Below are 12,446 nucleotides of genomic sequence, written 5' to 3' on the forward strand. Positions count from 1 at the left end.
ATTTTGTGGATAACGTTCAAGAAATGATCGTTGTTTTAGATTTCGGTAGTCAATACAATCAATTAATTACTCGCAGAATCCGTGAATTTGGTGTTTATAGTGAACTCCATCCTCACACTTTGACAGTTGAAGAAATTAAAGCAATGCAACCAAAGGGAATTATCTTATCTGGTGGACCGAATAGTGTGTATGATGAAAACTCATTCAGATGCGATGAGAAAATTTTTGATTTAGGTATTCCTGTGTTAGGAATCTGCTACGGAATGCAACTTATGACACAACACTTCGGCGGCCGTGTAGAAAAAGCACATAATCGCGAGTACGGAAAAGCAACAATTACTGTTCAAAATGAATCAGCGCTTTTTACAAATCTCCCAAATGATCAAGTAGTATGGATGAGCCATGGGGATTTAGTAGTTGAAACGCCAGAAGGCTTTACAGTTGATGCAGTTAGCCCATCTTGCCCAATTTCAGCGATGAGTGATGAAGCACGTAAATTATATGGTGTTCAGTTCCATCCAGAGGTACGCCATTCAGTGTACGGAAATGATCTTCTTAAAAACTTTGTTTTCGGAACTTGTGGATGTTCAGAAAGCTGGTCAATGGAAAACTTCATTGAAATTGAAATGGAGAAAATCCGTCAAACAGTGGGCGATAAGAAAGTTCTTTGCGCACTTAGTGGTGGTGTAGATTCTTCAGTTGTCGCTGTTTTAATTCATAAAGCAATAGGCGACCAATTAACATGTATGTTTGTTGATCATGGCTTGCTTCGTAAGGGAGAGGCCGAAAGTGTAATGAAGACTTTTAGTGAAGGCTTCCATATGAATGTCATTAAAATCGATGCAAAGGATCGCTTCTTAAATAAACTAAAAGGTGTAAGCGACCCAGAGCAAAAACGTAAAATCATTGGTAATGAGTTTATCTATGTATTTGATGATGAAGCTGCAAAGCTAGAAGGGATCGACTTCCTAGCACAAGGTACTCTTTACACAGACATTATTGAAAGTGGAACTGCTACTGCACAAACAATCAAATCACATCATAATGTTGGTGGATTACCAGAAGACATGCAGTTCAAATTAATCGAACCACTTAATACTTTATTTAAAGATGAAGTACGTGCACTTGGAACGGAACTTGGTATTCCAGATGAAATCGTATGGCGCCAACCATTCCCAGGACCTGGATTAGGTATTCGTGTTTTAGGCGAAATATCAGATGAAAAACTGGAGATTGTTCGTGAATCAGATTACATCTTACGTGAAGAGATCCGAAAAGCAGGGTTAGAGCGTGAAATTTGGCAATACTTTACTGTCCTTCCTGATATCCGAAGTGTTGGTGTAATGGGTGATGCAAGAACTTATGATTACACAATTGGTATTCGTGCAGTGACTTCAATTGATGGAATGACATCAGACTGGGCTCGTATCCCATGGGACGTTCTCGAAGTCATTTCGACAAGAATCGTAAATGAAGTAAATCATGTAAACAGAGTTGTGTATGATATTACAAGCAAGCCACCAGCAACAATTGAGTGGGAATAATACACGAACGATATAAAATAAATTTAAATTAATGTTCGTTTTTAGGTTGACTCTCTAGGTATATTGTCATATAATAAAATCGAAATCAGATTTTGTTGAAATACGTCGTATAATCTTGGGGATATGGCCCAAAAGTTTCTACCAGGCTACCGTAAATTAGCTTGACTACGAGGTATAACTGATAATGAAGAGTGTCAATTAACTATGATTCTCCTTTTCTATCGTTATCCTTGATGTCAAGCGCTTCAGATATTAATCTGAGGCGCTTTTATGCGCTTATTATCAAATCGAAGCTCTTAAGTACGACGATATGGATCAAAGGGAGAGGGAATCTATTTATGAAAAAGTATTTTCAATTCGATGAGCTTGGAACTACTTACAAACGAGAAATCATTGGTGGACTAACAACGTTTTTATCCATGGCTTATATCTTATTCGTTAACCCATCAATTTTATCATTAAGTGATGTACCCGATTTACCGTCAGAGTTAAGAATGGATGCTAACGCAGTATTTGTTGCAACAGCACTTGCAGCTGCGATTGGTACACTTATTATGGGGGTTGTTGCAAAATACCCTGTTGCTTTAGCTCCTGGTATGGGACTAAACGCATTCTTCGCTTATTCAGTTGTATTAGGAATGGGAATTTCATGGCAAACTGCTTTAACGGGTGTATTAGTATCAGGAATCTTTTTGGTTCTCCTAACGTTAACACGCATCCGTGAAAAGATTATCGATGCTATCCCACAAAACCTAAAGCTCGCAGTTGGAGCGGGGATTGGATTATTTATAACATTTATAGGATTTAAAAACGCAGGGATTGTAATTGCAGATCCAGCTACTCTAGTAGCGTTGGGTGATCTATCAAACGGAAACACTTTATTAACTATTTTTGGTCTTGTTATTACAGTAATATTAATGGTTCGTAAAGTAAACGGAGCTGTATTTATCGGTATGGTAATCACAGCTATTGTTGGAATGATTGTTAATTTAATTGAGGTACCAGATAAAGTTGTTAGCTCTGTACCAAGTCTAGCTCCTACATTCGGAGCAGCATTTGCTAACTTCGGAGATATTTTTACAATGGACATGCTGATTGTTATTCTTACATTAATGTTCGTTGACTTCTTTGATACAGCTGGAACATTAGTAGGGGTAGCGAATCAAGCGGGTATCATGAAAAATAATAAACTTCCTCGTGCAGGAAGAGCGTTAGTATCAGATTCTACTGGTACAGTAATTGGAGCAATCTTAGGAACTTCTTCAACAACTTCTTACGTTGAATCAACAGCAGGTGTTGCTGCTGGTGCAAGATCAGGATTTGCTTCAGTTGTGACAGCATTATTTTTCTTACTAGCATTATTCTTCTCTCCATTATTAGGTATTGTAACACCAGCTGTTACATCACCAGCTTTAATTATTGTTGGAGTCTTAATGGTTGCAACATTAGGCGATATTGAATGGAAAAAGTTCGAGATTGCTGTTCCGGCATTCTTAACAATCCTGACAATGCCTTTAACTTCAAGTATTGCAACTGGTATTGCAATTGGATTTATCTTTTACCCTATCACTATGATAGTTAAAGGAAGAACAAAAGAAATCCACCCTATTATGTACGGTTTATTCATTGTCTTTATCTTATATTTTATCTTCTTAGTTTAAAATAAATGAAGGGATACCAGATTTAAAAGTCTGGTATCTTTTTTTATTTTGTCCTATCTTTTATGATTAGTATTTGTCGAGATGTGTAATAACTAGGATGATATAGTAAAATATTCTAGAAAAAAATAGGTTGACGGTAAACCTTAAACTTGGTATATTAAGTAGGTCGCTGTTGCAGCACCTCGAAAAATGAAACACTTTTTAAAAGGTGTTGACATAGACTTTTAAAGATGATATATTATAAAAGTCGCTGATGAACAGCTGATTAAAAAGTTCTTTGAAAACTGAACACAATACAAGCGTCAACGTTTAATTCAAAAGTAACAAACTATTGAGCAATCAATACTCTTATTGGAGAGTTTGATCCTGGCTCAGGATGAACGCTGGCGGCGTGCCTAATACATGCAAGTCGAGCGAACCTTTGGGAGCTTGCTCCCAAAGGTTAGCGGCGGACGGGTGAGTAACACGTGGGCAACCTGCCTATAAGACTGGGATAACTTCGGGAAACCGGAGCTAATACCGGATAACATATGAGACCACATGGTCTCATATTGAAAGATGGCTTTTAGCTATCACTTATAGATGGGCCCGCGGCGCATTAGCTAGTTGGTGAGGTAATGGCTCACCAAGGCGACGATGCGTAGCCGACCTGAGAGGGTGATCGGCCACACTGGGACTGAGACACGGCCCAGACTCCTACGGGAGGCAGCAGTAGGGAATCTTCCGCAATGGACGAAAGTCTGACGGAGCAACGCCGCGTGAGCGAAGAAGGTCTTCGGATCGTAAAGCTCTGTTGTTAGGGAAGAACAAGTACCGTTCGAATAGGGCGGTACCTTGACGGTACCTAACCAGAAAGCCACGGCTAACTACGTGCCAGCAGCCGCGGTAATACGTAGGTGGCAAGCGTTATCCGGAATTATTGGGCGTAAAGCGCGCGCAGGCGGTCCTTTAAGTCTGATGTGAAAGCCCACGGCTCAACCGTGGAGGGTCATTGGAAACTGGGGGACTTGAGTGCAGAAGAGGAGAGCGGAATTCCACGTGTAGCGGTGAAATGCGTAGAGATGTGGAGGAACACCAGTGGCGAAGGCGGCTCTCTGGTCTGTAACTGACGCTGAGGCGCGAAAGCGTGGGGAGCGAACAGGATTAGATACCCTGGTAGTCCACGCCGTAAACGATGAGTGCTAAGTGTTAGAGGGTTTCCGCCCTTTAGTGCTGCAGCAAACGCATTAAGCACTCCGCCTGGGGAGTACGGTCGCAAGACTGAAACTCAAAGGAATTGACGGGGGCCCGCACAAGCGGTGGAGCATGTGGTTTAATTCGAAGCAACGCGAAGAACCTTACCAGGTCTTGACATCCCGTGACAACTCTAGAGATAGGGCTTTCCCCTTCGGGGGACACGGTGACAGGTGGTGCATGGTTGTCGTCAGCTCGTGTCGTGAGATGTTGGGTTAAGTCCCGCAACGAGCGCAACCCTTGATCTTAGTTGCCAGCATTCAGTTGGGCACTCTAAGGTGACTGCCGGTGACAAACCGGAGGAAGGTGGGGATGACGTCAAATCATCATGCCCCTTATGACCTGGGCTACACACGTGCTACAATGGATGGTACAAAGGGCAGCGAAACCGCGAGGTTAAGCCAATCCCATAAAACCATTCTCAGTTCGGATTGCAGGCTGCAACTCGCCTGCATGAAGCCGGAATCGCTAGTAATCGCGGATCAGCATGCCGCGGTGAATACGTTCCCGGGCCTTGTACACACCGCCCGTCACACCACGAGAGTTTGTAACACCCGAAGTCGGTGGGGTAACCGCAAGGAGCCAGCCGCCTAAGGTGGGACAGATGATTGGGGTGAAGTCGTAACAAGGTAGCCGTATCGGAAGGTGCGGCTGGATCACCTCCTTTCTAAGGAAACTGAAGTTCTACGAACTTCATAAAAAGACGTTTTGTATTGTGGTCAGTTTTGAGAGTGCTTTTTTTGTGCTTTCAAAATGTCGTTCCTTGAAAACTAGATAACGTAACAAAACATTCATTGAAGTAGTAAAAGTTCTTTAAAACTTAAAGGCGCACGAGAAGCAAGAATTTCGAGGCGACGAGTTTTCGAGCAGCGGAGTGCACTTTAGGGTGCATGAGCAGCGGAGGAAGCGAGTCAACGAAGAAATTTGCAGCTTATCGAAGCCGAAATAGGTTAAGTTATGAAGGGCGCACGGTGGATGCCTTGGCACTAGGAGCCGATGAAGGACGGTACTAACACCGATATGCTTCGGGGAGCTGTAAGTAAGCATTGATCCGAAGATTTCCGAATGGGGAAACCCACTGCTCGTAATGGGGCAGTATCCTTACCTGAATACATAGGGTAAGAGAAGGTAGACCCGGGGAACTGAAACATCTTAGTACCCGGAGGAAGAGAAAGCAAACGCGATTTCCTGAGTAGCGGCGAGCGAAACGGAAGATAGCCCAAACCAAGAGGCTTGCCTCTTGGGGTTGTAGGACACTCTATACGGAGTTACAAAAGAGCGAAGTAGACGAAGTGACCTGGAAAGGTCCGTCAGAGAAGGTAACAACCCTGTAGTCGAAACTTCGTTCTCTCTTGAGTGGATCCTGAGTACGGCGGGACACGAGAAATCCCGTCGGAAGCTGGGAGGACCATCTCCCAAGGCTAAATACTCCCTAGTGACCGATAGTGAACCAGTACCGTGAGGGAAAGGTGAAAAGCACCCCGGGAGGGGAGTGAAATAGAACCTGAAACCGTGTGCCTACAAGTAGTCAAAGCACATTTATGTGTGATGGCGTGCCTTTTGTAGAATGAACCGGCGAGTTACGATCCCGTGCAAGGTTAAGTTGAAGAGACGGAGCCGCAGCGAAAGCGAGTCTGAATAGGGCGAAATAGTACGTGGTCGTAGACCCGAAACCAGGTGATCTACCCATGTCCAGGGTGAAGTTCAGGTAACACTGAATGGAGGCCCGAACCCACGCACGTTGAAAAGTGCGGGGATGAGGTGTGGGTAGCGGAGAAATTCCAATCGAACTTGGAGATAGCTGGTTCTCTCCGAAATAGCTTTAGGGCTAGCCTCGAGTATAGAGTCTTGGAGGTAGAGCACTGATTGGACTAGGGGCCCTCATCGGGTTACCGAATTCAGTCAAACTCCGAATGCCAAAGACTTGATTCTCGGGAGTCAGACTGCGAGTGATAAGATCCGTAGTCAAGAGGGAAACAGCCCAGACCACCAGCTAAGGTCCCAAAGTATACGTTAAGTGGAAAAGGATGTGGAGTTGCTTAGACAACCAGGATGTTGGCTTAGAAGCAGCCACCATTTAAAGAGTGCGTAATAGCTCACTGGTCGAGTGACTCTGCGCCGAAAATGTACCGGGGCTAAACGTATCACCGAAGCTGTGGATTGTTCTTACGAACAATGGTAGGAGAGCGTTCTAAGTGCCGTGAAGTCAGACCGTGAGGACTGGTGGAGCGCTTAGAAGTGAGAATGCCGGTATGAGTAGCGAAAGATGGGTGAGAATCCCATCCACCGAATGCCTAAGGTTTCCTGAGGAAGGCTCGTCCGCTCAGGGTTAGTCGGGACCTAAGCCGAGGCTGAAAAGCGTAGGCGATGGACAACAGGTTGATATTCCTGTACCACCTCTTTACCGTTTGAGCGATGGAGGGACGCAGGAGGATAGGGTAAGCGCACTGTTGGATATGTGCGTCCAAGCAGTTAGACTGGTAAGTAGGCAAATCCGCTTACCGTAAGGTTGAGCTGTGATGGCGAGGGAAATATAGTACCGAAGTTCCTGATTCCACACTGCCAAGAAAAGCTTCTAGCGAGGTAAATGGTGCCCGTACCGCAAACCGACACAGGTAGGCGAGGAGAGAATCCTAAGGTGATCGAGAGAACTCTCGTTAAGGAACTCGGCAAAATGACCCCGTAACTTCGGGAGAAGGGGTGCTTTTTAGGGTGCATAGCCCTGAAGAGCCGCAGTGAATAGGCCCAGGCGACTGTTTAGCAAAAACACAGGTCTCTGCGAAGCCGCAAGGCGAAGTATAGGGGCTGACACCTGCCCGGTGCTGGAAGGTTAAGAGGAGGGGTTAGCGCAAGCGAAGCTCTGAATCGAAGCCCCAGTAAACGGCGGCCGTAACTATAACGGTCCTAAGGTAGCGAAATTCCTTGTCAGGTAAGTTCTGACCCGCACGAAAGGTGTAACGATCTGGGCACTGTCTCAACGAGAGACTCGGTGAAATTATAGTACCTGTGAAGATGCAGGTTACCCGCGACAGGACGGAAAGACCCCGTGGAGCTTTACTGCAGCCTGATATTGAATTTTGGTACAGCTTGTACAGGATAGGTAGGAGCCTTGGAAGCCGGAGCGCCAGCTTCGGTGGAGGCATCGGTGGGATACTACCCTGGCTGTATTGAAATTCTAACCCGAAGGCCTTATCGGCCTTGGAGACAGTGTCAGGTGGGCAGTTTGACTGGGGCGGTCGCCTCCTAAAAAGTAACGGAGGCGCCCAAAGGTTCCCTCAGAATGGTTGGAAATCATTCGTAGAGTGTAAAGGCACAAGGGAGCTTGACTGCGAGACCTACAAGTCGAGCAGGGACGAAAGTCGGGCTTAGTGATCCGGTGGTTCCGCATGGAAGGGCCATCGCTCAACGGATAAAAGCTACCCCGGGGATAACAGGCTTATCTCCCCCAAGAGTCCACATCGACGGGGAGGTTTGGCACCTCGATGTCGGCTCATCGCATCCTGGGGCTGTAGTCGGTCCCAAGGGTTGGGCTGTTCGCCCATTAAAGCGGTACGCGAGCTGGGTTCAGAACGTCGTGAGACAGTTCGGTCCCTATCCGTCGTGGGCGTAGGAAATTTGAGAGGAGCTGTCCTTAGTACGAGAGGACCGGGATGGACACACCGCTGGTGTACCAGTTGTTCTGCCAAGGGCATAGCTGGGTAGCTATGTGTGGAAGGGATAAGTGCTGAAAGCATCTAAGCATGAAGCCCCCCTCAAGATGAGATTTCCCATAGTGTTAAACTAGTAAGATCCCTCGAAGATGACGAGGTTGATAGGTCAGAGGTGGAAGCATGGTGACATGTGCAGCTGACTGATACTAATCGATCGAGGACTTAACCAAAATACTTTGAAGATGAATGTACGTACGTTATCTAGTTTTGAAGGAATGAATCCTTCATATAGTCTAGTGGCGATAGCGAAGAGGTCACACCCGTTCCCATACCGAACACGGAAGTTAAGCTCTTCAGCGCCGATGGTAGTTGGGGCATTGCCCCTGTGAGAGTAGGACGTCGCTAGGCAATTAAGAGATCAACCGTTATGGTTGGTCTTTTTTTATTTTTCAAAACCGAAAGGTTTTGTGGAGTAAAAGAAGCGATTTACAGAAATAAGAATAAAAAATAGAATAGGTCGGGTTTCGAGGAGCAAAGAGTTCAAGGAAACAAGGGAGCGACAACCGGAATGTACTGTGTACATGAGGATTGGAGTGAGCGCAGCTGACGCAGAAATCTGCCGCTCATCGGAAGCCGACCACCGAACACGGAAGTTAAGCTCTTGCGCCGATGGTAGTTGGGACTTTGTCCCTGTGAGAGTAGGACGTCGCTAGGCAAACGAAAGATCAACTGTTATGGTTGGTCTTTTTTTGTTTTTCAAAACCGAAAGGTTTTGTGGAGTAAAAGAAGCTATTTACAAAAATAAGAATAAAAAATAGAATAAGTCGGGTTTCGAGGAGCAAAGAGTTCAAGGAAGCAAGGGAGCGACAACCGGAATGTACTGTGTACATGAGGATTGGAGTGAGCGCAGCTGACGCAGAAATCTGCCGCTCATCGGAAGCTGACCACCGAACACGGAAGTTAAGCTCTTGCGCCGATGGTAGTTGGGACTTTGTCCCTGTGAGAGTAGGACGTCGCTAGGCAAACGAAAGATCAACCGTTATGGTTGGTCTTTTTTGTTTTTCAAAACCGAAAGGTTTTGTGGAGTAAAAGAAGCGATTTACAGAAATAAGAATAAAAAATAGAATAGGTCGGGTTTCGAGGAGCAAAGAGTTCAAGGAAGCAAGGGAGCGACAACCGGAATGTACTGTGTACATGAGGATTGGAGTGAGCGCAGCTGACGCAGAAATCTGCCGCTCATCGGAAGCCGACCACCGGACACGGAAGTTAAGCTCTTGCGCCGATGGTAGTTGGGGCATTGCCCCTGTGAGAGTAGGACGTCGCTAGGCAATTAAGAGATCAACCGTTATGGTTGGTCTTTTTTGTTTTTTCAAAACCGTAAGGTTTTGTGGTGTAAAAGAAGTTTTTACGGAAATAAGGCTATCAAATAGAATAGGTCGGGTTTCGAGGAGCAAAGAGTTCAAGGAAGCAAGGGAGCGACAACCGGAATGTACTATGTACATGAGGATTGGAGTGAGCGCAGCTGACGCAGAAATCTGCCGCACATCGGAAGCCGACCACTGAACACGGAAGTTAAGCTCTTGCGCCGATGGTAGTTGGGGCATTGCCCCTGTGAGAGTAGGACGTCGCTAGGCAATTTAAAGATCAACCGTTATGGTTGGTCTTTTTTGTTTGAAAGAATAATGTAACAAACGCTTTTTCTCAAATGTTCTATAAAAAGAGAAACATGATAGACAAACACGGAAAGAGCTGCAAATTGAATAAAGTGAAATCAAATTGAACTGAAAAGCATTTTATATATGTAAATCAGCAAGCCTTGGAAAGAGTTCTACAACTGGATAAAATTAGTGAACCCCGAACCAGTAAGTCTCATAAAGAGGCTCGCAAATGGATGAAATTAGGATACTCCGAACCAGCAAGCCTCGGAAAGAGGCAAGCAGTTGGATAAAATTAGTGAACCCCGAACCAGTAAGTCTCATAAAGAGGCTCGCAAATGGATGAAATTAGGATACTCCGAACCAGCAAGCCTCGGAAAGAGGCAAGCAGTTGGATAAAATTAGTGAACCCCGAACCAGTAAGTCTCATAAAGAGGCTCGCAAATGGATGAAATTAGGATACTCCGAACCAGTAAGTCTCATAAAGAGGCTCGCAAATGGATAAATTCAGGAAACTCCAAACCAGTTAGCTTTATAAGAAAGCGAACAATTAGAAAAAATAAAGAAATCCCAACCACATATAGGTAAAGATATCAATCCTTATGCCAAAAAAACACTCATCCCCCAAATTTGCCTAACCAACTCCGCCCTATCTCACCAACTTATTTTAATATCCCATACCAACTCCCCAAAAAATATAATCCTGAAACCTCCGACACCATTAATCCGTAATACCAATATAAACATCAAATAACAGAGGAGGACCTCAAATGCTTGCTGGATTCATCATCTGTTTTATTGTCGGGCTTTTATGTATTTTTATGGGGTATTTGACATGGAAGAAGAAGATTCTTTCTTTAATCGCCGGATATAATGAAGAAACGTTTAAAGGAGATAAGGAGAAGTTAGCAAAAGCAGTAGGTGTGTTTACGATTATTATCGGTGTTCTTACCATATTGCTTCCATTTGGTTTAGAATTTATAAGTGAATGGGTAGGACTTCTTTTCGGAGCAATTACTTTTGTTGGAACTATACTCCTAATTATTTATGTAAATCAACTCAATCGCCCAAAATAATCGAATCCCCCACTGAATCGTGAGGGATTTTCCCATTTATTTGTCTCTATCTACTACCTCTATTTTTTTACGGGAGTCATCGGGGATTTGCTTATGAAGGTGTACGAGTAGGAGTCCTCTTTTATAGCTTGCTTTAATCCGATCTTCTTTTACCGTGTAGGGGAGTTGTATTTCTCGTTGAAAGCTTCCTTGGAAAATACCTTCTTGAATGATATCAAAGCCTTTAAAGTTCAAATTGATTTTTCCTTGTACTTCGAGTGTTTGATGGTTTACATAAATGTCGACATCCTCAACTTTTGTTAACCCTGGTAGGCTTAGGACGACCAGTAGCTCATTATCTCCTTGGTAAAGGTTTAGTTGAGAATGGGCGTTATCGAAAAATGGGGTAAATTCATTCCAAAATTCATCACCAAAAAAATGGTCCCATTGCTTTCTCCAATTATTCATATTTTTAAATTGGTCCATTTTCATGGGCTGTTGTTCCCTCCTCAAAAATACATAATTCAACTAAAGTAGTATATGAGATTTCAATTAGGTATGTGCCTACTAGGAAATTTCGTGGAAAAATATGTTTCGGGTAGTATTCTTTAGGGAAAATGTTTAGTAAAATGAATACTTTGGTAAGCTAAGAGAAGGAAAGTTTCCGAAGGGGGAGTAAATTTGTTATCGAATGCATATGTAATGGTCCTCATTATTTTAGTGATTAATATTGTGTATGTGTCTTTTTTTACGATTCGGATGATCTTGACGTTGAAGGGGCAGCGGTATTTAGCTGCATTAATTAGTACGGTTGAGGTTGTTATTTATGTCGTGGGTCTTGGTTTGGTACTAGATAATTTAAATCAAATTCAAAATTTAGTGGCGTATGCAGTAGGTTACGGAATCGGTGTTATTGTTGGGATGAAGATTGAAGAGAAGCTTGCGCTCGGATATATTACAGTAAATGTAATTACTAAGGAATATGAGATGGATTTGCCGAAAAAACTGCGCGATGAGGGATACGGAGTTACGACATGGCAAACCCAGGGTAGAGAGGGAGACAGATTGTCGATGACGATTTTAACTCCTCGCAAATATGAGATGAAATTATATAAAACCATTACTGATATGGATCCGAAGGCGTTTGTGATTACGTATGAACCAAAGGCCATTCATGGCGGATTCTGGGTGAAGGCTGTTAGGAGAGGAAAGCTTGAAACATGAGTAAACCAAAAAAGCAAAAATTTGAAGTCAAACAAAATGAAACGATTGATCAATGCCTCGACCGAATGAAGGCAGAAGGGTATTTGCCTGTTAGGAGAATGGAAGAACCTGTCTTTCAGGAGGTGACGCGTAATGGGGGGATTGTCGTCGAACCTTGTGGGAGAAAGATAGTTTTTGAAGGGATATTGCAGTAAAACACGAACATTAAAAATGAAATTTTTGTAAAACGTTCGATATTAATTGACAATTGAGCCACTATGTTGATAAGATTAGGTTAGAAAAAATACCTCATATAATCTTGGGAATATGGCCCATAAGTTTCTACCCGATAACCGTAAATTATTGGACTATGAGGGAAAAGTATAATTTTACCTATTCTTGATATAGAATGCCCAGGTAGGATTGCTTTCCCTTTTTGGAAATC

The 12,446-nt window shown here is 43.8% G+C and carries 6 protein-coding genes, 3 rRNA genes and 2 riboswitches; of the genes, 8 read left to right on the forward strand and 1 reads right to left on the reverse strand.

What is annotated here, in order from left to right:
- The first annotated feature begins 23 nt into the window (after positions 1 to 23).
- The 6 genes from guaA to NST91_RS01810 all read left to right on the forward strand — a co-directional run bounded on the left by guaA (position 24) and on the right by NST91_RS01810 (position 10,819).
- On the forward strand, positions 24 to 1,544 hold the full coding sequence (gene guaA, locus NST91_RS01785) for a glutamine-hydrolyzing GMP synthase (protein ID WP_341333468.1): 1,521 nt from the start codon (positions 24 to 26) through the stop codon (positions 1,542 to 1,544).
- An 85-nt stretch (positions 1,545 to 1,629) separates the two neighbouring features.
- Positions 1,630 to 1,732: riboswitch (purine riboswitch) on the forward strand.
- A 150-nt stretch (positions 1,733 to 1,882) separates the two neighbouring features.
- A complete protein-coding gene (locus NST91_RS01790) occupies positions 1,883 to 3,205 on the forward strand; it encodes an NCS2 family permease (protein WP_341329751.1) in 1,323 nt (440 codons plus the stop codon).
- Between the two features lie 348 nt (positions 3,206 to 3,553).
- A 16S ribosomal RNA gene (locus NST91_RS01795) occupies positions 3,554 to 5,105 on the forward strand.
- Positions 5,106 to 5,386: 281 nt separating this feature from the next.
- A 23S ribosomal RNA gene (locus NST91_RS01800) occupies positions 5,387 to 8,318 on the forward strand.
- Positions 8,319 to 8,380: 62 nt separating this feature from the next.
- Positions 8,381 to 8,496, forward strand: a 5S ribosomal RNA gene (gene rrf / locus NST91_RS01805).
- The 16S, 23S and 5S rRNA genes sit together here, the layout of an rRNA operon.
- 2,017 nt (positions 8,497 to 10,513) lie before the next feature.
- Complete coding sequence (locus NST91_RS01810; protein ID WP_341329752.1) at positions 10,514 to 10,819, forward strand: DUF3784 domain-containing protein; 306 nt, start codon at positions 10,514 to 10,516, stop codon at positions 10,817 to 10,819.
- A gap of 36 nt (positions 10,820 to 10,855) precedes the next feature.
- On the opposite strand, the gene NST91_RS01815 is transcribed toward NST91_RS01810, so the two are convergent.
- Positions 10,856 to 11,290, reverse strand: a complete 435-nt coding sequence (locus NST91_RS01815; protein ID WP_341329753.1) for an Hsp20/alpha crystallin family protein — start codon at positions 11,288 to 11,290, stop codon at positions 10,856 to 10,858.
- A gap of 189 nt (positions 11,291 to 11,479) precedes the next feature.
- On the opposite strand from NST91_RS01815, the gene NST91_RS01820 reads away from it, so the two are divergent.
- Both NST91_RS01820 and NST91_RS01825 read left to right on the forward strand, forming a co-directional pair.
- The gene (locus NST91_RS01820) at positions 11,480 to 12,022 is read left to right on the forward strand and encodes a DUF2179 domain-containing protein (protein WP_341329754.1); all 543 of its coding nucleotides are present in this window, start codon (positions 11,480 to 11,482) and stop codon (positions 12,020 to 12,022) included.
- Positions 12,019 to 12,216: an NETI motif-containing protein gene (locus NST91_RS01825; protein WP_341329755.1), complete on the forward strand. Its 198-nt coding sequence runs from the start codon at positions 12,019 to 12,021 to the stop codon at positions 12,214 to 12,216. The genes NST91_RS01820 and NST91_RS01825 overlap by 4 nt, the downstream gene beginning before the upstream one ends.
- 74 nt (positions 12,217 to 12,290) lie before the next feature.
- Positions 12,291 to 12,392, forward strand: a riboswitch (purine riboswitch).
- The last annotated feature ends 54 nt before the right edge of the window (positions 12,393 to 12,446 follow it).

It is taken from the genome of Ferdinandcohnia sp. FSL W7-1320 (assembly GCF_038050315.1).
Taxonomy (GTDB): Bacteria; Bacillota; Bacilli; order Bacillales; family Bacillaceae_L; genus Ferdinandcohnia; species Ferdinandcohnia aciditolerans.

Coding starts and splice junctions, on each gene's coding strand:
- NST91_RS01815 (WP_341329753.1), bottom strand. CDS start 11,290: ATGAAAATGGACCAATTTAAAAATATGAATAATTGGAGAAAGCAATGG.
- NST91_RS01810 (WP_341329752.1), top strand. CDS start 10,514: ATGCTTGCTGGATTCATCATCTGTTTTATTGTCGGGCTTTTATGTATT.
- NST91_RS01790 (WP_341329751.1), top strand. CDS start 1,883: ATGAAAAAGTATTTTCAATTCGATGAGCTTGGAACTACTTACAAACGA.
- guaA (WP_341333468.1), top strand. CDS start 24: ATGATCGTTGTTTTAGATTTCGGTAGTCAATACAATCAATTAATTACT.
- NST91_RS01825 (WP_341329755.1), top strand. CDS start 12,019: ATGAGTAAACCAAAAAAGCAAAAATTTGAAGTCAAACAAAATGAAACG.